The sequence below is a fragment of the Shigella sp. FC1567 genome (assembly GCF_001743015.1).
In the GTDB taxonomy this organism is placed as follows: Bacteria; Pseudomonadota; Gammaproteobacteria; order Enterobacterales; family Enterobacteriaceae; genus Escherichia; species Escherichia coli.
In genome coordinates, this window is sequence record NZ_MIIV01000044.1 from 1 (window position 1) to 24,970 (window position 24,970).

At 52.4% G+C, this 24,970-nt stretch carries 17 protein-coding genes and 6 pseudogenes; 13 read left to right on the forward strand and 10 right to left on the reverse strand.

The genetic code is table 11. The features are described 5' to 3' along the window. From BHE85_RS03695 to BHE85_RS03705, 3 pseudogenes are all read left to right on the forward strand, one after another. Positions 1-333 (forward strand): annotated as a pseudogene (locus BHE85_RS03695) (IS1-like element IS1X2 family transposase); the annotation flags it as partial. Positions 334-349: 16 nt separating this feature from the next. Beyond that, positions 350-746: pseudogene (locus BHE85_RS03700) on the forward strand (DUF4329 domain-containing protein); the annotation flags it as partial. 1 nt (position 747) lies between these two features. After that, positions 748-1,069 (forward strand): annotated as a pseudogene (locus BHE85_RS03705) (RHS element protein dsORF-f3). Between the two features lie 69 nt (positions 1,070-1,138). Here BHE85_RS03705 and BHE85_RS03710 read toward each other — a convergent pair. The 3 genes and pseudogenes from BHE85_RS03710 to metJ all read right to left on the reverse strand — a co-directional run bounded on the left by BHE85_RS03710 (position 1,139) and on the right by metJ (position 3,085). Beyond that, positions 1,139-1,831 (reverse strand): annotated as a pseudogene (locus BHE85_RS03710) (IS1 family transposase). Between the two features lie 144 nt (positions 1,832-1,975). Beyond that, positions 1,976-2,584 carry a YiiX family permuted papain-like enzyme gene (locus BHE85_RS03715; protein ID WP_000797345.1) on the reverse strand — a complete coding sequence of 203 codons (609 nt, stop codon included), beginning with the start codon at positions 2,582-2,584 and terminating at the stop codon, positions 1,976-1,978. Positions 2,585-2,767: 183 nt separating this feature from the next. Beyond that, positions 2,768-3,085 carry a met regulon transcriptional regulator MetJ gene (gene metJ / locus BHE85_RS03720; RefSeq protein ID WP_000852812.1) on the reverse strand — a complete coding sequence of 106 codons (318 nt, stop codon included), beginning with the start codon at positions 3,083-3,085 and terminating at the stop codon, positions 2,768-2,770. Positions 3,086-3,361: 276 nt separating this feature from the next. Between metJ and metB the strand changes: the two are divergent. Further along, positions 3,362-4,521: pseudogene (gene metB, locus BHE85_RS03725) on the forward strand (cystathionine gamma-synthase). A 2-nt stretch (positions 4,522-4,523) separates the two neighbouring features. Beyond that, positions 4,524-6,956: a bifunctional aspartate kinase/homoserine dehydrogenase II gene (gene metL, locus BHE85_RS03730; protein ID WP_000110772.1), complete on the forward strand. Its 2,433-nt coding sequence runs from the start codon at positions 4,524-4,526 to the stop codon at positions 6,954-6,956. A 138-nt stretch (positions 6,957-7,094) separates the two neighbouring features. Here the strand turns inward: metL and BHE85_RS28010 are convergent, their stop codons facing one another. Continuing rightward, on the reverse strand, positions 7,095-7,229 hold the full coding sequence (locus BHE85_RS28010; RefSeq protein WP_000660586.1) for a hypothetical protein: 135 nt from the start codon (positions 7,227-7,229) through the stop codon (positions 7,095-7,097). Between the two features lie 75 nt (positions 7,230-7,304). On the opposite strand from BHE85_RS28010, the gene metF reads away from it, so the two are divergent. The 3 genes from metF to yijE all read left to right on the forward strand — a co-directional run bounded on the left by metF (position 7,305) and on the right by yijE (position 11,701). Then, positions 7,305-8,195 carry a methylenetetrahydrofolate reductase gene (gene metF / locus BHE85_RS03735; RefSeq protein ID WP_000007510.1) on the forward strand — a complete coding sequence of 297 codons (891 nt, stop codon included), beginning with the start codon at positions 7,305-7,307 and terminating at the stop codon, positions 8,193-8,195. A gap of 326 nt (positions 8,196-8,521) precedes the next feature. Then, complete coding sequence (katG, locus tag BHE85_RS03740) at positions 8,522-10,702, forward strand: catalase/peroxidase HPI (protein WP_004987868.1); 2,181 nt, start codon at positions 8,522-8,524, stop codon at positions 10,700-10,702. A 93-nt stretch (positions 10,703-10,795) separates the two neighbouring features. Further along, entirely contained in the window at positions 10,796-11,701 is a 906-nt protein-coding gene (gene yijE / locus BHE85_RS03745; RefSeq protein WP_004987827.1) for a cystine transporter YijE, read from the forward strand. A gap of 26 nt (positions 11,702-11,727) precedes the next feature. Here yijE and BHE85_RS03750 read toward each other — a convergent pair whose 3' ends face one another. The 4 genes from BHE85_RS03750 to ptsP form a co-directional block, all read right to left on the reverse strand. Next, complete coding sequence (locus tag BHE85_RS03750; RefSeq protein WP_000647869.1) at positions 11,728-12,345, reverse strand: DUF1287 domain-containing protein; 618 nt, start codon at positions 12,343-12,345, stop codon at positions 11,728-11,730. A gap of 273 nt (positions 12,346-12,618) precedes the next feature. After that, the gene (gldA, locus tag BHE85_RS03755) at positions 12,619-13,722 is read right to left on the reverse strand and encodes a bifunctional L-1,2-propanediol dehydrogenase/glycerol dehydrogenase (protein ID WP_000374001.1); all 1,104 of its coding nucleotides are present in this window, start codon (positions 13,720-13,722) and stop codon (positions 12,619-12,621) included. Between the two features lie 10 nt (positions 13,723-13,732). Beyond that, positions 13,733-14,395: a fructose-6-phosphate aldolase gene (gene fsa / locus BHE85_RS03760; RefSeq protein ID WP_000424845.1), complete on the reverse strand. Its 663-nt coding sequence runs from the start codon at positions 14,393-14,395 to the stop codon at positions 13,733-13,735. Between the two features lie 11 nt (positions 14,396-14,406). After that, positions 14,407-16,908 carry a phosphoenolpyruvate--protein phosphotransferase gene (gene ptsP / locus BHE85_RS03765; RefSeq protein WP_001174103.1) on the reverse strand — a complete coding sequence of 834 codons (2,502 nt, stop codon included), beginning with the start codon at positions 16,906-16,908 and terminating at the stop codon, positions 14,407-14,409. 308 nt (positions 16,909-17,216) lie between these two features. Between ptsP and BHE85_RS03770 the strand changes: the two are divergent. From BHE85_RS03770 to BHE85_RS03790, 5 genes and pseudogenes are all read left to right on the forward strand, one after another. Beyond that, a pseudogene (locus BHE85_RS03770) lies at positions 17,217-18,295 on the forward strand (PTS fructose transporter subunit EIIC). A 14-nt stretch (positions 18,296-18,309) separates the two neighbouring features. Next, entirely contained in the window at positions 18,310-18,630 is a 321-nt protein-coding gene (locus BHE85_RS03775; RefSeq protein WP_000161271.1) for a PTS fructose-like transporter subunit IIB, read from the forward strand. Positions 18,631-18,680: 50 nt separating this feature from the next. Next, positions 18,681-20,978 carry a formate C-acetyltransferase gene (locus BHE85_RS03780; RefSeq protein WP_000184840.1) on the forward strand — a complete coding sequence of 766 codons (2,298 nt, stop codon included), beginning with the start codon at positions 18,681-18,683 and terminating at the stop codon, positions 20,976-20,978. Next, the gene (locus BHE85_RS03785; RefSeq protein WP_000204089.1) at positions 20,944-21,822 is read left to right on the forward strand and encodes a [formate-C-acetyltransferase]-activating enzyme; all 879 of its coding nucleotides are present in this window, start codon (positions 20,944-20,946) and stop codon (positions 21,820-21,822) included. The genes BHE85_RS03780 and BHE85_RS03785 overlap by 35 nt, the downstream gene beginning before the upstream one ends. Before the next feature lies 1 nt (position 21,823). Further along, positions 21,824-22,165 (forward strand): PTS fructose-like transporter subunit IIB, encoded by a 342-nt coding sequence (locus BHE85_RS03790; RefSeq protein ID WP_000323849.1) that lies wholly within the window; start codon positions 21,824-21,826, stop codon positions 22,163-22,165. On the opposite strand, the gene BHE85_RS03795 is transcribed toward BHE85_RS03790, so the two are convergent. Together BHE85_RS03795 and BHE85_RS03800 are read right to left on the reverse strand one after the other, a co-directional pair. Beyond that, positions 22,152-23,003, reverse strand: coding sequence for an AraC family transcriptional regulator (locus tag BHE85_RS03795; RefSeq protein WP_000274586.1), 852 nt, complete (start codon positions 23,001-23,003; stop codon positions 22,152-22,154). The two genes, BHE85_RS03790 and BHE85_RS03795, sit on opposite strands and share 14 nt — an antisense overlap. A gap of 214 nt (positions 23,004-23,217) precedes the next feature. Further along, entirely contained in the window at positions 23,218-24,951 is a 1,734-nt protein-coding gene (locus tag BHE85_RS03800) for a phosphoethanolamine transferase CptA (protein ID WP_000556295.1), read from the reverse strand. Positions 24,952-24,970 lie beyond the last annotated feature (19 nt).

Genomic DNA, 24,970 nt, shown 5'->3' on the forward strand with positions numbered 1-24,970 from the left:
TGGCTGTTTTACGCGTATGACAGGATACGGAGGACGGTTGTGGCGCACGTCTTCGGTGAACGCACTCTGGCCACACTGGAGCGTCTTCTGAGCCTGCTGCCGGCCTTTGAGGTCGTGGTATGGATGACGGATGGCTGGCCGCTGTATGAATCACGCCTGAAGGGAAAGCTGCACGTTATCAGCAAGCGTTACACTCAGCGCATTGAGCGACATAATCTGAATCTGAGACAACATCTGGCAAGGCTGGGACGGAAGTCACTGTCGTTCTCAAAATCGGTGGAGCTGCATGACAAGGTCATCGGGCATTATCTGAACATAAAACACTATCAGTAAGTTGGAGTCATTACCGGCAATGTGTAATGGAGAATCAATTAACGAGAATAAAGAATATGGTGGACTAATATGTAAGAAGCAAGGTGAATATTTCCCCATGAATCCGATAAGTTCAAATGATAATGATAGTGTAGACTTGCGAAATATAAAATGCCCTGAAGGTTCAGAGAGAGTAGGCGATTATCACACTCACGGTTTTTACTCTGACGATAAAGGAAATAAAGTAACAAAAGAAAATGATGTTTATGATAGTCTAAATTTTTCAAGCAAAGATTTAACGAATTCTTATATGAATGGAATGGGAAAAAAAGAATACAAGCAGTTACTTGGGAACACCAAATAACACCTATCTAAAATATAATCCCAAAGCTAAAGGGAATGGAGTTACAATTATCAGACAAGGGAGTAATTAAAATGAAGGCAATACAATGTTGTTATTTCCTTGCTTTAGTCTCCAGTAATTTAATGGCTGGAGTTATGGGTAATGATAATATATTTTTAAGTAATTCGGATTCAGCTGCTTTATATTGTGTGGCTAAAATATTTCCAGATGGAGAAAATATTTTAATATATAAAGTAAATATAATTAATGCTAGTTCAAAAAAAGATGTTTTTTTTATGAAAGCCCAACATCAACCCACAATGACATAATGGGGGCGGGGGAATGTCATATGCCTATGAATATGATGTAAAATATAATATATGTCATTTGAGAAAAAAGAGCAGAATGAGGTAAAAATCTTTGGCTGTGTATTCAGTCTGGTAATCATCCAAGGAAAGCTCATCAGAAGGGTGATGACTCCAATTAGTAGAACATATATTTTCGATAAAAGCACCGATGACTTTTTCATGAAGTTCTACAGAGCGCGAGAAACAGATGGTTCTGCGGGCCAGACGTTTGATTCGGGTTCTCAGGGTCAGATTGTTGCGCTCAATGCGCTGAGTAAAAATCTTACCAGTCAGATGCTTTTCCTTCGGTAACTCTCTGGTGTAACTACCCCATTCGTCAGTGGTCAACATGCCGATGGTAAAAGGGTAAGCAGCGCCAGCAATTCACGACAGGTTTCGTCAGTCCGGGGGCCAAAAGTGTAGGCCAGAACACCACCAGTTTTCGTGTTGTACACGTACCAGAGCCAGTGCTGTCGCGCTTTACTGCCGACAAAGCTCCATTGCTGACTAAGTTCGCAGATGAGTGCCACATCAGCATGAGCGACCGGGGATGACGTTATTCTTCGTGGCGAGAGTTTTTTAAAGTTCGGATGACTGTATTAATGCCGATTTTCAGCGTACGGGCAGTATCGCGAACCCCGGCACCGTTGAAAGTCATTTCAGCGATTTGGTCTTTAACTCCCGGTTTACGGGGCTCGTAACAGTAACTGAGCTGAAATACCCGGTGACAGTCACGGCCGCGGAATCGATCATGTCTTTTTGGGTTCTGCCCGTGACGGTAAACCTGAACGGACTGGCAACGGGGGCAATGAAGGTTAACTGTGACCATGAAACAACCTTAAAAGCGAGTATTATATCCTTAATTCAACTAATTGGAGGCATCACCGTTTACCGGAGCGACAGTTTGCGGAAAGGTCGTGCAACTACAAAGCAACAAACAGACTACGGCGGGAATTATTTTTTTCATCATCCATTACCACGAAAACAGCGGCCACTCTTTGGCAACCGTGGTGAGTTGTGGCGCGTCGAAAACGGCTTGTGGTGAAACTACCGTTTCCTCAAGCGGAATATTTTTGCCGTAGCGTTCTTTGAGCTTAGCCTGGACCAGCGGGTTGCTGAGATCGAACTCTTTCAACTTCTGCTGCTCGCCCACGCGCATTCCCAGCGCGTTCTGGTAAACCTTCCACACCACTTCCGAACAGTACTGGCGATCGTCGCTCCATGAGAAGCTGAAATCATACGGTTTACCGAGATAACGTTTTACCGTTTGCGCCAGTTTTTGCTGTTGTTCAACACTCAGTCCGCCTTCAACGCGGCGAACAACGTATTTGCCCTTTTCACCATGGGCGATCCACTGCTTGAGCGGGGTGTATTTCACCGGGCCGACCGCTTCAAAAACGTAGGGCTTTTTGTTGCGTATCACCAGCATACCGGTGTGGCTATAATCGGAATGGGTCGCCAGTTGGATCGCTTTACTTTGCGATGAGCGAGAGATCTGAAAGATGATGTCGCCGGTTTGTGGCTGCCAGGCAAAGGCAGGTACAGAAACCAGCAGGCTGAGGATCAGCAGCCTGTTTTTCATAGTTAAACGTCCATGTATAAAAAGCGGTGGGTCGCAGACAACGTGCTCGTTGTTTATGCCGGATGCGGCGTGAACGCCTTATCCGGCCTACAAGTTCGTGCAAATTCAATAAATTGCAATATGACGTAGGCCTGATAAGCGTAGCGCATCAGGCGATTCCACTCCGCGCCGCTCTTTTTTGCTTTAGTATTCCCACGTCTCCGGGTTAATCCCCATCTCACGCATGATCTCTTTTGCCGCTTCCGGGATTTCGTCGCTGCGCTCTTTACGCAGATCGGCATCATCCGGCAAAGGTTGCCCGGTAAAGGCATGCAGAAACGCTTCGCACAGCAGCTCGCTGTTGGTAGCGTGACGCAGGTTGTTCACCTGACGACGCGTGCGTTCATCGGTGAGGATTTTTAACACCTTAAGAGGAATGGAAACCGTAATCTTTTTGACTTGTTCACTCTTCTTGCCGTGCTCAGCGTATGGGCTGATATATTCGCCGCTCCATTCAGCCATGAGATACTTAATCCTCTTCGTCAATAAATTGAGACCAGACCACACAATTTATGTGGGTACTGACCGTAAACCCGCATAGTTTACCGTACAGGCGTTACCGTGACATCGTGTAATGCACCTGTCGGCGTGATAATGCATATAATTTTAACGGCTATTTGGGATTTGCTCAATCTATACGTAAAGAAGTTTAGATGTCCAGATGTATTGACGTCCATTAACACAATGTTTACTCTGGTGCCTGACATTTCACCGACAAAGCCCAGGAAACTTCATCACATGACGCGTAAACAGGCCACCATCGCAGTGCGTAGCGGGTTAAATGACGACGAACAGTATGGTTGCGTTGTCCCTCCCATCCATCTTTCCAGCACCTATAACTTTACCGGATTTAATGAACCGCGCGCGCATGATTACTCGCGTCGCGGCAACCCAACGCGCGATGTGGTTCAGCGTGCGCTGGCAGAACTGGAAGGCGGTGCTGGCGCAGTACTTACTAATACCGGCATGTCCGCGATTCACTTGGTAACGACCGTCTTTTTGAAACCTGGCGATCTGCTGGTTGCGCCGCACGACTGCTACGGCGGTAGCTATCGCCTGTTCGACAGTCTGGCGAAACGCGGTTGCTATCGCGTGTTGTTTGTTGATCAAGGCGATGAACAGGCATTACGGGCAGCGCTGGCAGAAAAACCTAAACTGGTACTGGTAGAAAGCCCAAGTAATCCATTGTTACGCGTCGTGGATATTGCGAAAATCTGCCATCTGGCAAGGGAAGTCGGGGCGGTGAGCGTGGTGGATAACACCTTCTTAAGCCCGGCATTACAAAATCCGCTGGCATTGGGTGCCGATCTGGTGTTGCATTCATGTACGAAATATCTGAACGGTCACTCTGACGTGGTGGCTGGCGTGGTGATTGCTAAAGACCCGGACGTTGTCACTGAACTTGCCTGGTGGACAAACAATATTGGCGTGACGGGCGGCGCGTTTGACAGCTATCTGCTGCTACGCGGGTTGCGAACGCTGGTGCCGCGTATGGAGCTGGCCCAGCGCAACGCGCAGGCGATTGTGAAATATCTGCAAACCCAGCCGTTGGTGAAAAAACTGTATCACCCGTCGCTGCCGGAAAATCAGGGGCATGAAATTGCCGCGCGCCAGCAAAAAGGCTTTGGCGCAATGTTGAGTTTTGAACTGGATGGCGATGAGCAGACGCTGCGTCGTTTCCTGGGCGGCTGTCGTTGTTTACGCTGGCGGAATCATTAGGGGGAGTGGAAAGTTTAATCTCTCACGCCGCAACCATGACACATGCAGGCATGGCACCAGAAGCGCGTGCTGCCGCCGGGATCTCCGAGACGCTGCTGCGTATCTCCACCGGTATTGAAGATGGCGAAGATTTAATTGCCGACCTGGAAAATGGCTTCCGGGCTGCAAACAAGGGGTAAAAATGAGTGTGATTGCGCAGGCAGGGGCGAAAGGTCGTCAACTGCATAAATTTGGTGGCAGTAGTCTGGCTGATGTGAAGTGTTATTTGCGTGTTGCGGGCATTATGGCGGAGTACTCTCAGCCTGACGATATGATGGTGGTTTCCGCCGCCGGTAGCACCACTAACCAGTTGATTAACTGGTTGAAACTAAGCCAGACCGATCGTCTCTCTGCGCATCAGGTTCAACAAACGCTGCGTCGCTATCAGTGCGATCTGATTAGCGGTCTGCTACCCGCTGAAGAAGCTGATAGCCTCATTAGCGCTTTTGTCAGCGACCTTGAGCGCCTGGCGGCGCTGCTCGACAGCGGTATTAACGACGCAGTGTATGCGGAAGTGGTGGGCCACGGGGAAGTATGGTCGGCACGCCTGATGTCTGCGGTACTTAATCAACAAGGGCTGCCAGCGGCCTGGCTTGATGCCCGCGAGTTTTTACGCGCTGAACGCGCCGCACAACCGCAGGTTGATGAAGGGCTTTCTTACCCGTTGCTGCAACAGCTGCTGGTGCAACATCCGGGCAAACGTCTGGTGGTGACCGGATTTATCAGCCGCAACAACGCCGGTGAAACGGTGCTGCTGGGGCGTAACGGTTCCGACTATTCCGCGACACAAATCGGTGCGCTGGCGGGTGTTTCTCGCGTAACCATCTGGAGCGACGTCGCCGGGGTATACAGTGCCGACCCGCGTAAAGTGAAAGATGCCTGCCTGCTGCCGTTGCTGCGTCTGGATGAGGCCAGCGAACTGGCGCGCCTGGCGGCTCCCGTTCTTCACGCCCGTACTTTACAGCCGGTTTCTGGCAGCGAAATCGACCTGCAACTGCGCTGTAGCTACACGCCGGATCAAGGTTCCACGCGCATTGAACGCGTGCTGGCCTCCGGTACTGGTGCGCGTATTGTCACCAGCCACGATGATGTCTGTTTGATTGAGTTTCAGGTGCCCGCCAGTCAGGATTTCAAACTGGCGCATAAAGAGATCGACCAAATCCTGAAACGCGCGCAGGTACGCCCGCTGGCGGTTGGCGTACATAACGATCGCCAGTTGCTGCAATTTTGCTACACCTCAGAAGTGGCCGACAGTGCGCTGAAAATCCTCGACGAAGCGGGATTACCTGGCGAACTGCGCCTGCGTCAGGGGCTGGCGCTGGTGGCGATGGTCGGTGCAGGCGTCACCCGTAACCCGCTGCATTGCCACCGCTTCTGGCAGCAACTGAAAGGCCAGCCGGTCGAATTTACCTGGCAGTCCGATGACGGCATCAGCCTGGTGGCAGTACTGCGCACCGGCCCGACCGAAAGCCTGATTCAGGGGCTGCATCAGTCCGTCTTCCGCGCAGAAAAACGCATCGGCCTGGTATTGTTCGGTAAGGGCAATATCGGTTCCCGTTGGCTGGAACTGTTCGCCCGTGAGCAGAGCACGCTTTCGGCACGTACCGGCTTTGAGTTTGTGCTGGCAGGTGTGGTGGACAGCCGCCGCAGCCTGTTGAGCTATGACGGGCTGGACGCCAGCCGCGCGTTAGCCTTCTTCAACGATGAAGCGGTTGAGCAGGATGAAGAGTCGTTGTTCCTGTGGATGCGCGCCCATCCGTATGATGATTTAGTGGTGCTGGACGTTACCGCCAGCCAGCAGCTTGCTGATCAGTATCTTGATTTCGCCAGCCACGGTTTCCACGTTATCAGCGCCAACAAACTGGCGGGAGCCAGCGACAGCAATAAATATCGCCAGATCCACGACGCCTTCGAAAAAACCGGGCGTCACTGGCTGTACAATGCCACCGTCGGTGCGGGCTTGCCGATCAACCACACCGTGCGCGATCTGATCGACAGCGGCGATACTATTTTGTCGATCAGCGGGATCTTCTCCGGCACGCTCTCCTGGCTGTTCCTGCAATTCGACGGTAGCGTGCCGTTTACCGAGCTGGTGGATCAGGCGTGGCAGCAGGGCTTAACCGAGCCTGATCCGCGTGACGACCTCTCCGGCAAAGACGTAATGCGCAAGCTGGTAATTCTGGCGCGTGAAGCGGGTTACAACATTGAACCGGACCAGGTACGTGTGGAATCGCTGGTGCCTGCTCATTGCGAAGGCGGCAGCATCGACCATTTCTTTGAAAATGGCGATGAACTTAACGAGCAGATGGTGCAACGGCTGGAAGCGGCCCGCGAAATGGGGCTGGTGCTGCGCTACGTGGCGCGTTTCGATGCCAACGGCAAAGCGCGTGTGGGCGTGGAGGCGGTGCGTGAAGACCATCCGCTGGCATCACTGCTGCCGTGCGATAACGTCTTTGCCATCGAAAGCCGCTGGTATCGCGACAACCCGCTGGTGATCCGTGGGCCTGGCGCGGGGCGCGACGTCACCGCCGGGGCGATTCAGTCGGATATCAACCGGCTGGCACAGTTGTTGTAATTTCAGAAATTTAATAATGCCCGGTACTCATGTTTTCGGGTTTATGGTTTCTAATGAAATATATTGAATTATCATAGGATTAGGCCGGATTAAGCGTTTACGACGAATCCGGCAAGAAGCAATAAGTACATGGTTAGTTTATATTTGCAGTCCGGTTTGCTTTGCATACCGGATTTTCTTTTTCTTACCATCCTGAAGTTTTTTCATCTTCCCTGATTTTTCCTCACCATCATTGGTCATTTTTCGGTTGACGCCCTTCGGCTTTTCCTTCATCTTTACATCTGGACGTCTAAACGGATAGATGTGCACAACACAACATATAACTACAAGCGATTGATGAGGTAAGGTATGAGCTTTTTTCACGCCAGCCAGCGGGATGCCCTGAATCAGCGCCTGGCAGAAGTCCAGGGGCAGATTAACGTTTCGTTCGAGTTTTTCCCGCCGCGTACCAGTGAAATGGAGCAGACCCTGTGGAACTCCATCGATCGCCTTAGCAGCCTGAAACCGAAGTTTGTATCGGTGACCTATGGCGCGAACTCCGGCGAGCGCGACCGTACGCACAGCATTATTAAAGGCATTAAAGATCGCACTGGTCTGGAAGCGGCACCGCATCTTACTTGCATTGATGCGACGCCCGACGAGTTGCGCACCATTGCACGCGACTACTGGAATAACGGTATTCGTCATATCGTGGCGCTGCGTGGCGATCTGCCGCCGGGAAGTGGTAAGCCAGAAATGTATGCTTCTGACCTGGTGACGCTATTAAAAGAAGTGGCAGATTTCGATATCTCCGTGGCGGCGTATCCGGAAGTTCACCCGGAAGCAAAAAGCGCTCAGGCGGATTTGCTTAATCTGAAACGCAAAGTCGATGCCGGAGCCAACCGCGCGATTACTCAGTTCTTCTTCGATGTCGAAAGCTACCTGCGTTTTCGTGACCGCTGTGTATCGGCGGGCATTGATGTGGAAATTATTCCGGGAATTTTGCCGGTATCTAACTTTAAACAGGCGAAGAAATTTGCCGATATGACCAACGTGCGTATTCCGGCGTGGATGGCGCAAATGTTCGACGGCCTGGATGATGATGCCGAAACCCGCAAACTGGTGGGCGCGAATATTGCCATGGATATGGTGAAGATTTTAAGCCGTGAAGGAGTGAAAGATTTCCACTTCTATACGCTTAACCGCGCTGAAATGAGTTACGCGATTTGCCATACGCTGGGTGTTCGACCTGGTTTATAAATAGTGTGGCTTTTGTGAAAATCACACAGTGATCACAAATTTTAAACAGAGCACAAAATGCTGCCTCGAAATGAGGGCGGGAAAATAAGGTTGTCAGCCTTGTTTTCTCCCTCATTACTTGAAGGATATGAAGCTAAAACCCTTTTTTATAAAGCATTTGTCCGAATCGACATAATCAAAAAAGCTTAATTACGATCAATTTGACCTACATCTCTTTAACCAACAATATGTAAGATCTCAACTATCGCATCCGTGGATTAATTCAATTATAACTTCTCTCTAACGCTGTGTATCGTAACGGTAACACTGTAGAGGGGAGCACATTGATGAGCACGTCAGACGATATTCATAACACGACAGCCACTGGCAAATGCCCGTTCCATCAGGGCGGTCACGACCAGAGCGCGGGGGCGGGCACAACCACTCGCGACTGGTGGCCAAATCAACTCCGTGTTGACCTGTTAAACCAACATTCTAATCGTTCTAACCCGCTGGGTGAGGACTTTGACTACCGCAAAGAATTCAGCAAATTAGATTACTACGGCCTGAAAAAAGATCTGAAAGCCCTGCTGACAGAATCTCAGCCGTGGTGGCCAGCCGACTGGGGCAGCTACGCCGGTCTGTTTATTCGTATGGCCTGGCACGGCGCAGGTACTTACCGTTCAATCGATGGACGCGGCGGCGCGGGTCGTGGTCAGCAACGTTTTGCACCGCTGAACTCCTGGCCGGATAACGTAAGCCTTGATAAAGCGCGTCGCCTGTTGTGGCCAATCAAACAGAAATATGGTCAGAAAATCTCCTGGGCCGACCTGTTTATCCTCGCAGGTAACGTGGCGCTGGAAAACTCCGGCTTCCGTACCTTCGGTTTTGGTGCCGGTCGTGAAGACGTCTGGGAACCGGATCTGGATGTTAACTGGGGTGATGAAAAAGCCTGGCTGACTCACCGTCATCCGGAAGCGCTGGCGAAAGCACCGCTGGGTGCAACCGAGATGGGTCTGATTTACGTTAACCCGGAAGGCCCGGATCACAGCGGCGAACCGCTTTCTGCGGCAGCAGCTATCCGTGCGACCTTCGGCAACATGGGCATGAACGACGAAGAAACCGTGGCGCTGATTGCGGGTGGTCATACGCTGGGTAAAACTCACGGTGCCGGTCCGACATCAAATGTAGGTCCTGATCCAGAAGCTGCACCGATTGAAGAACAAGGTTTAGGCTGGGCGAGCACTTACGGCAGCGGCGTTGGCGCAGATGCCATTACCTCTGGTCTGGAAGTTGTCTGGACCCAGACGCCGACCCAGTGGAGCAACTATTTCTTCGAGAACCTGTTCAAATATGAGTGGGTACAGACCCGCAGTCCGGCTGGAGCAATCCAGTTCGAAGCGGTAGACGCACCGGAAATTATCCCGGATCCGTTCGATCCGTCGAAGAAACGTAAACCGACAATGCTGGTGACCGACCTGACGCTGCGTTTTGATCCTGAGTTCGAGAAGATCTCTCGTCGTTTCCTCAACGATCCGCAGGCGTTCAACGAAGCCTTTGCCCGTGCCTGGTTCAAACTGACGCACAGGGATATGGGGCCGAAATCTCGCTACATCGGGCCGGAAGTGCCGAAAGAAGATCTGATCTGGCAAGATCCGCTGCCGCAGCCGATCTACAACCCGACCGAGCAGGACATTATCGATCTGAAATTCGCGATTGCGGATTCTGGTCTGTCTGTTAGTGAGCTGGTATCGGTGGCCTGGGCATCTGCTTCTACCTTCCGTGGTGGCGACAAACGCGGTGGTGCCAACGGTGCGCGTCTGGCATTAATGCCGCAGCGCGACTGGGATGTGAACGCCGCAGCCGTTCGTGCTCTGCCTGTTCTGGAGAAAATCCAGAAAGAGTCTGGTAAAGCCTCGCTGGCGGATATCATCGTGCTGGCTGGTGTGGTTGGTGTTGAGAAAGCCGCAAGCGCCGCAGGTTTGAGCATTCATGTACCGTTTGCGCCGGGTCGCGTTGATGCGCGTCAGGATCAGACTGACATTGAGATGTTTGAGCTGCTGGAGCCAATTGCTGACGGTTTCCGTAACTATCGCGCTCGTCTGGACGTTTCCACCACCGAGTCACTGCTGATCGACAAAGCACAGCAACTGACGCTGACCGCGCCGGAAATGACTGCGCTGGTGGGCGGGATGCGTGTACTGGGTGCCAACTTCGATAGCAGCAAAAACGGCGTCTTCACTGACCGCGTTGGCGTATTGAGCAATGACTTCTTCGTGAACTTGCTGGATATGCGTTACGAGTGGAAAGCGACTGACGAATCGAAAGAGCTGTTCGAAGGACGTGACCGCGAAACCGGCGAAGTGAAATACACAGCCAGCCGTGCGGATCTGGTATTTGGTTCTAACTCTGTCCTGCGTGCGGTAGCGGAAGTTTACGCCAGCAGCGATGCCCACGAGAAGTTTGTTAAAGACTTCGTAGCGGCATGGGTGAAAGTGATGAACCTCGACCGTTTCGACCTGCTGTAATCTGACCTTCTTCAGTGACTGTCTTTCAGGCAGTCGCTGAAGTTTCTTTACCGGCGTATAGTGTCCACAGGAAAACTACACACTGGATCTCTCATGTCTGCCGCAGGAAAGAGCAACCCACTGGCAATCAGTGGCCTGGTTGTGCTCACACTTATCTGGAGTTATAGCTGGATTTTCATGAAGCAAGTCACCAGTTACATCGGTGCCTTCGACTTTACCGCCTTACGCTGCATTTTCGGCGCTCTCGTTTTATTCATCGTCCTTTTATTACGTGGTCGCGGAATGCACCCGACGCCGTTTAAATACACCTTAGCCATTGCCCTGTTACAAACCTGCGGGATGGTTGGTCTGGCGCAGTGGGCGTTGGTCAGCGGAGGTGCGGGGAAGGTGGCGATCCTGAGCTATACCATGCCGTTCTGGGTGGTGATTTTCGCCGCGTTGTTTCTCGGTGAACGCCTGCGACGTGGGCAATATTTCGCGATTCTGATTGCCGCTTTCGGCTTATTTTTGGTGTTGCAGCCGTGGCAACTCGATTTCTCTTCGATGAAAAGTGCCATGCTGGCAATCCTCTCCGGTGTTAGTTGGGGGGCGAGCGCGATTGTTGCTAAACGCCTATACACCCGTCATCCGCGCGTGGATTTATTATCGTTAACATCCTGGCAGATGCTCTATGCGGCGCTGGTGATGAGTGTGGTCGCTTTACTGGTGCCGCAACGTGAAATTGACTGGCAGCCCACCGTGTTCTGGGCGCTGGCCTACAGTGCGATTCTGGCGACGGCGCTGGCGTGGAGCTTATGGTTGTTTGTATTGAAAAACTTGCCTGCCAGTATTGCCAGCTTAAGCACGCTGGCCGTTCCCGTTTGCGGCGTACTCTTTTCCTGGTGGCTGCTCGGTGAGAATCCGGGGGCCGTTGAAGGTAGCGGTATTGTGCTGATTGTGCTGGCACTGGCGCTGGTGAGCCGTAAGAAAAAAGAAGCTGTCAGTGTAAAAAGCATCTGAATTTTTTCTTCATGTGGGGCGATCGCTTATTTAACAAAATAACGATAATGCCCCACCATCCGCCAGCTAAACAGCACATCTTCTTCCTGCGCGCCTGCGCCAATGTTATGTATCACCAGTGGCGTACCGTCGCGGGCGAAGCCATCTGACACCACCCCAATATGCGCCAGCCCGTTATCTAATCGCCAGGAGACAATATCGCCCGCTTGATAGTCACCGGCATTTTTACTGATGGGGCGTGTTTTGTTGTGGCGGCTAAACCAGGTTTCCAGATTAGGCACCCGACGGTGATCGATGTTGCTGTCCGGGCGCTTTAACTTCCATTTTTGCGGGTACTCGGCAAAATTCTTCGCCATATCTTCGTGAACCAGTTTCTGCAAATCGACCTTCTGGCTGCGCAATGCACGGATCACCACATCGGAACATACACCGCGTTCTTGCGGGACATCACCGCCAGGATAGGTAAGCCGCACATACGCCGGATCGTAAAATAGCGTGTTGCCGATTTGCTGTCTGGCACCGTCTGCGATGGCAAGGTTGGTATTGGCCTGGATTTGTACCACGGTTGGTGGAACGGCGGGAGATTTTAAGGAGTGGCTGGTAAATGCCGTTAGCAGGCTGAGCAGCGCCAGTGAAGCTTTCATCTGGTTCGTCCGTGAAAATAAGAGTCACAGATTCGACCTTCCGGGCTAACGATTGTTCTGTAGAGAAAATGTCCAGAAGCGGATAAAAAACTCCTGAACAACGTAGGAGTTTCAGATTACTGGCACAGAGTGCCGGATGCGGCGTGAACGCCTTATCTGGCCTAAAAAGCACGCAAATTCAATATATTGCAGAGATTGCGTAGGCCTGATAAGCGTAGCGCATCAGGCAATTTTGCGTTCAAACTCCCGGACAAGCCGGGAGTTTGGAGTAGGTTATTCCCACTCTTGCAGGAAACGCTGACCGTACTGGTCGGCTACCAGCAGAGTGGCGTAAACCTGATCTGGCGTCGCGCCGCCAGGCATGTTGTGGATGGTTTCACCTTCTGCACATGCCGCTTCTGCCACAATTCGCATTTTCGCCGGGACATCTTCTTTAATATCCAGTTGAGCGAGAGTTATTGGCAAACCTACCGCATGGCTAAATGCAGCTACGGTTTCGATTTCCTCAACCGGCGCGTTTTCCAGTACCAGCTGCGTCAGCGTACCGAATGCCACTTTTTCACCGTGATAATAGTGATGCGCGTCCGGGATAGCGGTCAGGCCGTTATGCACCGCATGAGCCGCCGCCAGTCCGCCGCTTTCAAAACCAACACCGCTTAAATAGGTGTTCGCTTCAATCACGCGTTCCAGCGCAGGGGTTACTACATGCTGTTCGGCGGCAAGCATCGCTTTTTCGCCTTCTTCCAGCAGAGTGTTGTAGCACAGTTCTGCCAGTGCCAGCGCCGCCTGGGTGCACTTGCCGCCCGCCATAGTGGTAGCGCCGCTACGGGAACAGGCGCGTGCTTCAAACCAGGTTGCCAGCGCATCGCCGATACCCGCCGCTAACAGACGTGCAGGAGCGCCAGCGACGATTTTGGTGTCGACAATGACCATATTCGGGTTATTTGGCAACAGTAGATAGCGGTCAAACTCACCCTCATCGGTGTAGATAACAGACAATGCGCTGCACGGTGCATCGGTAGAGGCGATAGTCGGTGCGATCGCTACCGGAACACCCATGAAATGTGCCAGTGCTTTGGCAGTATCGAGGGTTTTTCCGCCACCGATACCGAGAATTGCGCCACACTGCGCAGTCTCCGCGATGCCACGCAGACGATCGATCTCATTTTGCGAACATTCACCGCCAAACGGCGCAATTTCTACTACCAGTCCAGCATCTTTAAAGCTTTTCTCGACAGTGGATTGAGCAAAACCTAAAACAAATTTGTCACCCACCACTAACCAGCGTTCTGCCAGCGGCTTCAGGTATTCGCCCAGACGATTAATCACATCAGCGCCCTGGATGTATTTACCCGGTGATTGAATAATGCGGTCCATAATTGCTCCTTTAGAGATGAGTAGTGCCAAATGCGGCATTCCAGTCGTGTTCGAACTTCTCTATAGCTGACTCTACCGCAGGGGTGTTGAGCATTTGTTGCGCTACATCTAAGGGCAGGGTGATGGATTCACATCCTGCCAGTAAACAGTCCAGCGCCTGACGCGGCGTTTTAAAGCTGGCCGCCAGCACCATGCTTTCTGGTGCGTGCATTTCTAACAGCGCTTGCAGCTCCTGAACCGTACGAATGCCGTCCCCGCCCTGGGCATCTACGCGGTTAACATACGGAGCAACGTATTTTGCCCCTGCCAGCGCGGCCAGTAACCCTTGTGCAGCACTGTACACTGCGGTGCCAAGCGTAGTAATACCCTCTTTTTTCAGCATCTTAATGGCGGCCAGACCTTCGGAAGTCACCGGGATTTTCACCACAATGCCCGGAATGGCGTCGCGCAGGCGCTTCGCTTCTTCCACCATACCCTGCGCGTCACGACTCATAGTCTGAGCAAACAGAATGCCCTCATCACCAATCGCTTTTTGCAGACGCGGCAGAACTTCCCAGATGGACTCCTTGCTGGCAGCGATAATGCTCGGGTTAGTTGTCACCCCGGCAATGGGGAATATGCGTGCCAGACGTTCGACTTCTGCGACGTTAGCGGTGTCCAGATACAGTTCCATGATGTTTCCTTTTACAGTTCCAGTTCATGTTGCAGCAGGCTGGCGATAGCGTCGGCAGAGGCGGCGTTAACCAGCGCGTTACGGAATTCTTCGTGCATGATGCGGCGAGCGAGGCGAGAGAAAATGCGCATGTGCTGATCGCCCGCAGCGTGTTTGTTCAGGGTTAACATAATGATGAATTGCGCTTCATCATCGCCCCAGCGCACCGGCGCTTGCAGACGCGCCACGCTGATGGTGGATTGCTCAATGTGTTCTGATTTGCTGTGTGGAATGGCAAAACTAAAGCCCAGACCGGTAGAGAAAACGGCCTCGCGCGCCCATAAGTCGGCTTCCAGTTTACGCGGATAGCGGCAGCGGCCCGCCAGCAGCAGGTTATCGGTCATGCCTTTGAGCACTTCTTCTTTGCTGCGCCAGTCACTTTCCAGCGTGATGCACTCGGCGGTGACCAGCGGTGCGTCCTGTTGGGTCATGCGGAATTGCGCCAGCAGGTGTTCCACTTCCAGCGAAGTACGGCAGGCCATTGCCTGGTTGAGCAACTTGCGGCACTCACGGCTATCAAGTTGCGTCATCCGCGCTTTCGCCGCCGGAATTGATGGTGCGCTCATGCTGAGTTCATCCAGCCCTAAGCCGACCAGCAACGGCAGCACGGAACCTTTCGCTCCCAGCTCACCGCACAGACCAATCCATTTGCCCTGGCGATGCACCGCCTGCACGGCGTAATCGAGCGCCCGCAAGAATGCCGGATTCAGGCTGTTGTAGTGACGAGTAACCTTAGCGTTATCGCGATCCACTGCCAGCAGATATTGCGTCAGGTCATTACTACCAATACTAAAGAAATCAATCTCTTCGCAGCATTGATCGATGATGAACATCACCGACGGTACTTCCAGCATAATGCCAAGCTGGATCTTCTCATCAAACGGAATGTGTTCGTTACGCAGTTGCTGTTTGGCTTCCGCCAGTTTTTCTTTCACCCATAAGATCTCTTCCATTGAGGAGATCATCGGGATCATGATTTTCAGGCTGCCGTGAGCGGAGGCGCGCAGGATCGACCGTAGTTGTGTGGTGAACAGCGAGGCGTATTCTTCATAAATACGCACAGCGCGATAACCGAGGAACGGGTTAGCTTCTGCCGGAATGTTCAGATAATCAACGGGTTTGTCGCCGCCAATGTCCATAGTGCGCACAATAATGCTGCGTCCGTTGGCAGACTCCAGCGCCTGACAAAAAATGTTGTACAGCTCGCTTTCGCCCGGTGCACTGGTGCGATCCATATAGAGCATTTCAGTGCGGAACAAACCAACGCCTTCCGCACCATTGCCGAATGCGGCCTGCGCTTCCACGGAGTGAGCGATGTTAGCGGCAATTTCAATGCGGATACCGTCAGCGGTACGGGCTTGTTGGGTCAGCCAGACACGCTGTTGCTCACGAAGGGCGTCCTGTACGCGGGCTTCTTGCTGATAATAACGGGCCACGGCTTCCCCTGGCTCAACCACAATCGCCCCGGCGTTGCCGTCGATATAAATCGTTTGATGCTGCCACGGAGTAAGGGCATCAATATCTACACCAACCAGTGTCGGAATGTTGAACGAACGGGCAAGAATTACGGTATGTGAGGTGGTGCCGCCACTTTTCAGTAACAGACCTTTGAGGTGATTTTTATCCAGTTCGAGGAACTGGCTGGGAGTCAGTTCATCAGCCATACAAATGGCGGGCTGCGTCAGTTTGCCCGGTGCCGGGAAGCGTTGCTCACCGTAGATTTGCTGGAGTAACTGGAAGCAGACGTCGCGTACGTCCAGGGCACGTTCTTGCAGGTAGCTGCTGCTGGAACGGGCGAACTCTTCGCAAAAGTGATTCGCACTGGCGACAATCGCTTCGGCACAGCTTAATCCCTCGCTGACGCCTGTCAGTAAGTGCTGACGTAAAGATGTATCGCCAGCCAGGGATCGGTGAGCTTCCAGTATCGCGCTGGTAGCACCGTCGCTATCCAGCAGACGAAACTCAATGTTTTTCAGTACCAGCGTCAGGCCATTTTCCAGTGCGGATTGCTCGGCGTCAACGTCTTTGGCTGCGGGAAGATTACTCAGCGCATTGAGATCTAAAGAAGAGATCGGCGTCAGAATGCCGCCTGCACTACCGCTGCACACGGTGCGGGCGCGGATAATTTGCGGATTCAGATTGGTCAGTGAAACCGGCAGTGGTTCCAGTTCGTCAGATTTAACTTCCGCCAGCGGCGCATCGCAGTGGGGGAATTCATCGCGCAGCCATTGGCTTAAACGCTGGTGCGCTTCCTGTTCGTCGGCCCCGGAAATCAGTAACTGGCAGTTATCGCCCGCCAGCGTATCGGTGCCAATCAGCGCAAGGGCGCTTTTGGCGTTGCCCTTGCGGTCAGTGCGCAGGTTATGCCACTCAATTTGTGATGAAAAAGTATTACACAGCGTTTCAACGTGGCTTGCCGGACGCGCATGTACGCCGTTAGGTAGCTCACAAATAAATTCCACAATCAGGGCCATTGCCTCTCTCCCGGTACGGTTTTCTGTTTACAGGATAAGAGCGCACGGCAACGGCCTGCCATGTGACAAATCTGCCAAAAGCTGGACAAATGTAATGTAACCGTCAATTTGCGACGCGTCTCACAAGACGCCGTTTTGCGGCATGCTTCCGGTTTATCGCAAGTTATGAGGCGGATCGCATTTTTGTACTGATATTACAAAAGTCCAGTAAATGGCCTTTTTATCCACTGTTTGCTCCGCCTGCGATTGCCTATTGTTTCCTCCATCAAAAATATGGACATGGGCTTTCGCAAGCCCGGGAGCAGCTTATGAATGAGTTGGTGCAGATCCTGAAAAATACCCGTCGTCATTTAATGACGGGCGTTTCACACATGATTCCCTTCGTGGTATCGGGCGGTATTTTGCTGGCGGTTTCCGTCATGTTGTATGGCAAAGGCGCAGTGCCGGATGCCGTAGCCGATCCGAATTTGAAAAAACTGTTTGATATCGGCGTTGCAGGTTTGACGCTGATGGTGCCTTTCCTCGCCGCTTACATTGGTTACTCCATTGCAGAGCGTTCTGCGCTGGCTCCGTGCGCTATCGGTGCCTGGGTTGGTAACAGCTTTGGTGCGGGCTTCTTTGGTGCACTGATCGCCGGGATTATCGGCGGCATCGTGGTGCATTACCTGAAGAAAATTCCGGTGCATAAAGTTCTGCGCTCGGTGATGCCTATCTTCATTATTCCTATCGTCGGCACACTGATTACCGCAGGCATCATGATGTGGGGCTTGGGCGAGCCTGTAGGGGCGTTGACCAACAGCCTGACTCAGTGGCTTCAGGGGATGCAGCAGGGCAGCATTGTTATGCTGGCGGTGATCATGGGTCTGATGCTGGCGTTCGATATGGGCGGTCCGGTTAACAAAGTAGCCTATGCCTTCATGCTGATTTGCGTTGCTCAGGGTGTTTATACCGTGGTGGTCATCGCTGCCGTGGGTATTTGTATCCCGCCGCTGGGGATGGGGCTGGCGACGCTGATTGGTCGTAAAAATTTCTCCGCAGAAGAGCGCGAAACCGGCAAAGCGGCACTGGTGATGGGCTGTGTTGGCGTTACTGAAGGGGCGATTCCTTTCGCCGCTGCCGATCCGCTGCGTGTCATTCCTTCCATCATGGTCGGTTCAGTTTGTGGTGCAGTAACTGCGGCGCTGGTCGGTGCGCAGTGCTATGCAGGCTGGGGTGGTCTGATTGTGCTGCCGGTGGTTGAAGGCAAGCTGGGTTATATCGCAGCAGTGGCTGTCGGAGCAGTGGTGACGGCTGTTTGTGTGAACGTGCTGAAAAGTCTGGCGCGTAAAAATGGGTCTTCGACTGATGAAAAAGAAGAGACCTGGATTTGGATTTTGAAATTAATTAATTGAGGAACGAGCCATGACGAAAATTATTGCAGTAACCGCATGTCCTTCAGGTGTTGCCCATACCTATATGGCAGCAGAGGCGCGGGAAAGTGCCGCGAAAGCGAAAGGCTGGGAAGTGAAAGTAGAAACCCAGGGGTCAATTGGTCTGGAAAATGAACTGACTGCGGAAGATGTGGCGAGCGCTGATATGGTGATTCTGACCAAAGATATCGGCATCAAGTTTGAAGAGCGTTTTGCTGGCAAGACCATCGTGCGCGTCAACATCAGCGATGCAGTAAAACGTGCTGACGCCATTATGAGCAAAATTGAAGCTCACCTGGCGCAAACCGCTTAAGTTCTTCTCCCGCTCGCAAGGGCGGGTTCGCTTTCCCACAGGAGTTCCTCATGACGAATCGTATCTCTCGCCTCAAAACTGCACTGTTTGCCAATACCCGTGAAATCTCGCTGGAGCGGGCGCTGCTTTATACCGCCAGCCATCGGCAAACCGAAGGCGAACCGGTGATATTGCGCCGGGCGAAAGCAACAGCGTATATCCTTGAACATGTTGAAATTTCGATTCGTGATGAAGAACTGATTGCCGGTAACCGCACCGTAAAACCGCGCGCCGGGATTATGTCGCCGGAAATGGACCCTTACTGGCTGCTGAAAGAGCTGGATCAATTCCCGACGCGTCCGCAGGACCGCTTTGCTATCAGCGAAGAAGATAAACGTATCTATCGTGAAGAGTTGTTCCCGTACTGGGAAAAACGTTCGATGAAAGATTTCATCAACGGGCAGATGACGGATGAAGTAAAAGCCGCGACCAGCACGCAGATTTTCAGCATTAACCAGACGGATAAAGGCCAGGGGCACATTATTATTGATTACCCACGCCTGTTGAATCACGGGCTGGGGGAGTTGGTGGCACAGATGCAGCAACATTGTCAGCAACAGCCGGAGAATCACTTTTATCAGGCAGCGCTGTTACTGCTGGAAGCCTCGCAGAAACACATTTTGCGTTACGCTGTACTGGCGGAAACGATGGCGGCAAACTGCACAGATGCCCAGCGTCGCGAAGAACTGCTGACTATTGCGGAGATCTCTCGCCATAACGCCGAACATAAGCCGCAGACGTTCTGGCAGGCGTGCCAGTTATTCTGGTACATGAACATCATTCTGCAATACGAATCCAACGCCAGTTCGCTGTCTTTAGGGCGCTTCGACCAGTATATGTTGCCGTTCTATCAGGCATCTTTAACCCAGGGCGAAGATCCGGCGTTCCTGAAAGAACTGCTCGAATCTTTATGGGTGAAATGCAACGACATCGTGCTGTTGCGCTCCACCAGCAGCGCGCGTTATTTCGCAGGTTTCCCGACCGGCTATACCGCACTGCTCGGCGGGTTAACCGAGAACGGACGTAGCGCGGTGAACGTGCTTTCGTTCCTTTGCCTTGACGCCTATCAAAGCGTGCAATTACCGCAACCGAACCTCGGCGTGCGCACTAACGCCTTGATCGACACGCCATTCCTGATGAAAACCGCCGAAACCATTCGCCTCGGCACCGGTATTCCGCAAATCTTTAACGATGAAGTGGTGGTACCAGCGTTCCTCAACCGTGGCGTTTCGCTGGAAGATGCGCGCGACTATTCCGTAGTGGGCTGTGTGGAATTATCTATTCCCGGCAGAACCTACGGCTTGCATGACATCGCGATGTTTAATCTGCTGAAAGTGATGGAAATCTGCCTGCATGAAAATGAAGGCAATGCTGCGCTGACTTATGAAGGTTTACTGGAGCAGATCCGCGCCAAGATCAGCCACTACATCACCCTGATGGTTGAGGGCAGCAATATTTGTGATATCGGCCATCGCGACTGGGCACCTGTACCGCTGCTCTCGTCTTTTATCAGCGATTGTCTGGAAAAAGGTCGCGATATTACCGATGGCGGCGCGCGTTATAACTTCTCCGGCGTACAGGGGATCGGTATCGCCAACCTGAGCGATTCTCTCCATGCGTTGAAAGGGATGGTTTTTGAGCAACAGCGTTTAAGTTTTGACGAATTGCTGTCGGTATTAAAAGCCAACTTTGCAACGCCAGAAGGCGAAAAAGTCCGCGCTCGCTTAATTAACCGCTTTGAGAAATATGGTAACGATATCGACGAGGTGGATAACATTAGCGCCGAACTGTTGCGCCACTACTGCAAAGAAGTGGAAAAATACCAGAACCCGCGCGGTGGTTACTTCACGCCGGGATCGTATACCGTTTCTGCTCACGTCCCGTTGGGATCGGTGGTTGGCGCGACGCCAGACGGTCGTTTTGCCGGAGAACAGCTGGCAGACGGCGGCTTGTCACCTATGCTGGGCCAGGACGAACAAGGGCCAACAGCGGTACTGAAGTCAGTCAGTAAGCTCGATAATACGCTGCTGTCTAACGGTACGTTGCTGAACGTGAAATTCACTCCGGCGACCCTGGAAGGTGAAGCGGGATTACGCAAACTGGCCGACTTCTTACGGGCGTTTACCCAGCTTAAGTTGCAGCATATTCAGTTTAACGTGGTGAACGCCGACACGTTGTGGGAAGCGCAACAGCGCCCACAAGATTATGCCGGGCTGGTGGTGCGCGTTGCCGGATACAGCGCCTTCTTTGTCGAACTGTCGAAGGAGATCCAGGATGACATCATCCGCCGGACAGCGCATCAGCTGTAACGTTGTGGAAACGCGCCTCAATGATGTGGCGCGCATTTTCAACATTCAGCGTTATTCACTGAATGACGGCGAGGGCATTCGTACGGTGGTCTTTTTTAAAGGCTGTCCGCATCTTTGCCCGTGGTGTGCTAATCCGGAGTCGATCTCCGGCAAAATCCAGACGGTACGCAGAGAGGCGAAATGTCTGCACTGTGCGAAATGTTTGCGTGATGCGGATGAATGCCCCTCCGGGGCGTTTGAACGGATTGGTCGCGATATCAGCCTTGACGCTCTGGAACGGGAAGTGATGAAAGATGACATTTTTTTTCGCACGTCCGGCGGCGGCGTCACGCTTTCTGGCGGCGAAGTGTTAATGCAGGCGGAGTTTGCTACCCGTTTTTTACAGCGACTGCGGCTGTGGGGTGTCTCATGTGCCATTGAAACTGCCGGAGACGCACCAGCCAGCAAGCTGTTACCGCTGGCGAAATTGTGCGATGAAGTGTTGTTCGATTTAAAAATTATGGACGCGACTCAGGCGCGGGATGTGGTGAAGATGAACCTGCCACGCGTACTGGAGAACCTGCGTTTGCTGGTGAGTGAGGGTGTCAACGTGATCCCGCGTTTGCCGCTGATCCCCGGTTTCACACTCAGCCGGGAGAATATGCAGCAGGCGCTGGACGTGCTGATCCCGCTGAATATCAGGCAGATCCATCTGTTGCCGTTTCATCAGTACGGCGAGCCGAAATACCGCCTGCTGGGGAAAACATGGTCGATGAAGGATGTTGCTGCGCCGTCATCAGCCGATGTGGCAACGATGCGCGAAATGGCAGAACGGGCCGGATTTCAGGTTACCGTGGGAGGTTAAAATGGCATACCTGGTGGCAGTAACCGCCTGCGTAAGCGGCGTGGCGCATACTTATATGGCGGCGGAACGGCTGGAAAAGTTGTGCCAGTTAGAGAAGTGGGGCGTCAGCATTGAAACTCAGGGCGCGCTGGGAACGGAGAATCGTTTAGCGGACGAGGATATCCGTCGGGCGGATGTTGCTCTGTTGATTACGGATATCGAGCTTGCCGGTGCCGAGCGATTTGAACATTGCCGCTATGTGCAATGCAGCATCTACGCATTCCTGCGTGAGCCGCAGCGGGTAATGAGCGCGGTGCGCAAAGTGCTTTCTGCGCCGCAGCAAACCCATCTTATTCTGGAGTAGTCGGTTTTTCTGTCAGTTGGCTGTGGTACTGTCGGCGATATTCCGACGGCGAGCGTTCGGTGTTTTTACGAAACAGACGGCAGAAGTAGTTGCTGTCGACAAAGCCGCAGGCGTGCGCCACTTCTTTTACCTTCAGGTCATAGCCTTTCAATAACGTCTTAGCGTGCTCCAGTCGCGTGTGATTCAGGTATTCGTTAAAACCAATGGCCCCCGTTTTTTGAAACAGGTGCGAGAGATAGTTTGGTGAAATATAGAATGCCTGTGCGACAGATTCGCGGGTAAGCGCGGAGGCATAGCGTTCGTCGATATAATCGCGAATAGCTTCAAATAGTGCCTGGCTGCGTGAGGCGGTCTGGATTTGGCTGCCGAGCAAATCGCGGCAGTGGCTAAGCAGGCTGGCTACGATAAGCCTTGCCGTTTGCTGCTCCTGCGGCTGCATTTGCATTTCATTGAGCGTTTGTAGCAGAAAAGAACCTATACGTGGGCCGCGTCGGGCGACGTGTTGCTTCGCCAGATTTTGATATTGTTTGCCATCCCATTGCACGACGCTGAAGCCGAGTTGCTGTTTGCCAAACAGCACGCTAAAGGTGGTAGTGGGTGTTTTCCATTGTGGGAAATTCCAGCCACCAGCGGCAACGTACAGCACATCGCCGGGAACTAACGTTGCTCCAGCGCCGGTATCAACAAACTCACCTTCCAGCACAATTTCCAGCCGTGGAAAATCGACCTGATACGCAAGATCGGGCACCGGGCCGTTACTGCTGGCAAAGTAAATCTGGCGCAGGGACAGCGGGCCGTTGATCAGGCGGGAGAGCAGATAGCTGATGTCGTGATACATGTTATTCCCTTAGGTATGTAGACGGGAAAACAGTAACTGGCATTATTAAAAAAGGCCACCTGAAAAGTGTGGCCTGAGGGGAGTTCGATGTAAACATTGCGGCAGTTGTATTGCCGGATGTGGCGTAAACGCCTTATCCAGCCTACCGCCGCGATCTGTAGGCCGGATAAGACGCGTCAAGCGTCGCATCCGGCAAATAGCGCCTGGCTGATAATTACTGATTACCTACCTGGTCGCCATACGGCAGAGTGTCGTAATCGATCAGCGCGTTTTTCTTGTACGGGTTACCAATCCAGCGGGTAGTTTCTTTGAACTGCGGATTCACCACTGAACGGGTTGGATCGTAACCGTCGTAAGATAAGCCCGCCAAATCTGACCAGGTGTGGATCAGTTCCGCCAGGCTGTATTTACGATCGACATCCTGTGAGAAATCACGGGGATGAGTCGCTTGCCATTTTTCCGACGTCCACAGCAGGAACGGAATGGTGTACATGTGGCGCGTCGGGTTGTCTTCGTTACGCCCCTGAGTTTTGTGCGGCGGCGTGTCGTAAACCTCTTCACCGTGGTCAGAGAAGTAAACCAGGAATCCGTTCGGGTCTGCCGCTTTAAAGTCTTTAATCAGGCTGGCAACCACATGATCGTTATACAAGTTAGCGTTGTCATAATCGTTATATGATTCCAGCTCTTCTGCGCTTAATCCTGGCGGAACATGATCGGTATTGCCATCAAACTTGCCCTGATTTTCCGGGTAGCGGTATTTGTATTTGATATGCGTACCCAGCAGATGAACGATGATCAGTTTCTTCGGCGCAGGGTCATTCAGCACATCCTGGAACGGCTTCAGCACGTTGGTGTCGTATTCACGCGCACTCTGCGTACGTTGCTGGTTCATGTAGTACTGCTTGTCGGTCTGGCGCGAAAATACCGTCAGCATGGTATTGCGGGCGGTCATCGTCTGCTGGTTGGTGATCCAGAAGGTTTTATAACCCGCCTGTTTCATCATGTTCATCAGCGACGGCTGCGTCAGATACAGATCCGGGTTCTTTTCATTGGCAAAGGTCAGCGCCTGTTGCAGGATTTCAATGGTGTACGGACGAGACGTAACTACGTTATTAAACACGGTCAGATTCGGATCGGTTTTATGCAGCGCATCCAGCTCCGGCGTGGTTTCACGCGGATAACCGTACAGACTCATGCGTCCGCGCTGGGTCGACTCGCCAATCACCAGCACTAAAGTGCGCGGTTCGTTACCCGATTCATCTTTGAAATTAGCCAGTGGCGGCAAGGCATTATTTTCATTCAGTAACTTTGTTAGCGAGTTTAGTTGCTGACGATACTGATAATAGCCGGTCAGGAATTGCCACGGTGCGGCAGGCTCCATACGCGAGGCCAGGTTATCCAACGTTTTCTCAAACGGCTTGTTTTTGATAAACGTATTCATGGCGATCGGATGCAGAATCAAGCCATAAAGCAGGGCAAAAGAGACAACATAACGCCACGGCTTTGGAATATAGACCGGGCGCAGGCGTGTCCACAGCAGAACTGCCACCGCCGTATAGGCCAGCGCGATAAGCACAATTTTCAGGCTGAAATACTGGCTTAAATACTCGCTGGCTTCGTTGGTGTTGGTTTCGAACATCACAAACAGAACGCTCTGCGAGAACTCCTGCCCGTAGATGACGTAGTAGCATAGCGCCGCCAGAGAGGCCGCCCATAGCACCACGCCGATTACTGCGGCAATAATTTTAATCCGCTTCGGAAAGAGGAATACCGGGATCAACCACAGCGAGCTGAATAACAGCGAGTCGCGAATGCCGTTGGTGCCACTATAACCACTGATGTAAATAATGGCCTGTAGCAGAGTAGAGAAAAACCAAAAGTAGAGCAGTGCCCAACCCAGGGCTTTCCAGCTAAAAAGGGGTTTAGCCTGGACTTCTGTGGAATGCATAGTAAGAACCTGTCTTGAA

Coding starts and splice junctions, on each gene's coding strand:
- BHE85_RS03715 (WP_000797345.1), bottom strand. CDS start 2,584: ATGAAAAACAGGCTGCTGATCCTCAGCCTGCTGGTTTCTGTACCTGCC.
- metJ (WP_000852812.1), bottom strand. CDS start 3,085: ATGGCTGAATGGAGCGGCGAATATATCAGCCCATACGCTGAGCACGGC.
- metL (WP_000110772.1), top strand. CDS start 4,524: ATGAGTGTGATTGCGCAGGCAGGGGCGAAAGGTCGTCAACTGCATAAA.
- BHE85_RS28010 (WP_000660586.1), bottom strand. CDS start 7,229: ATGAAGGAAAAGCCGAAGGGCGTCAACCGAAAAATGACCAATGATGGT.
- metF (WP_000007510.1), top strand. CDS start 7,305: ATGAGCTTTTTTCACGCCAGCCAGCGGGATGCCCTGAATCAGCGCCTG.
- katG (WP_004987868.1), top strand. CDS start 8,522: ATGAGCACGTCAGACGATATTCATAACACGACAGCCACTGGCAAATGC.
- yijE (WP_004987827.1), top strand. CDS start 10,796: ATGTCTGCCGCAGGAAAGAGCAACCCACTGGCAATCAGTGGCCTGGTT.
- BHE85_RS03750 (WP_000647869.1), bottom strand. CDS start 12,345: ATGAAAGCTTCACTGGCGCTGCTCAGCCTGCTAACGGCATTTACCAGC.
- gldA (WP_000374001.1), bottom strand. CDS start 13,722: ATGGACCGCATTATTCAATCACCGGGTAAATACATCCAGGGCGCTGAT.
- fsa (WP_000424845.1), bottom strand. CDS start 14,395: ATGGAACTGTATCTGGACACCGCTAACGTCGCAGAAGTCGAACGTCTG.
- ptsP (WP_001174103.1), bottom strand. CDS start 16,908: ATGGCCCTGATTGTGGAATTTATTTGTGAGCTACCTAACGGCGTACAT.
- BHE85_RS03775 (WP_000161271.1), top strand. CDS start 18,310: ATGACGAAAATTATTGCAGTAACCGCATGTCCTTCAGGTGTTGCCCAT.
- BHE85_RS03780 (WP_000184840.1), top strand. CDS start 18,681: ATGACGAATCGTATCTCTCGCCTCAAAACTGCACTGTTTGCCAATACC.
- BHE85_RS03785 (WP_000204089.1), top strand. CDS start 20,944: ATGACATCATCCGCCGGACAGCGCATCAGCTGTAACGTTGTGGAAACG.
- BHE85_RS03790 (WP_000323849.1), top strand. CDS start 21,824: ATGGCATACCTGGTGGCAGTAACCGCCTGCGTAAGCGGCGTGGCGCAT.
- BHE85_RS03795 (WP_000274586.1), bottom strand. CDS start 23,003: ATGTATCACGACATCAGCTATCTGCTCTCCCGCCTGATCAACGGCCCG.
- BHE85_RS03800 (WP_000556295.1), bottom strand. CDS start 24,951: ATGCATTCCACAGAAGTCCAGGCTAAACCCCTTTTTAGCTGGAAAGCC.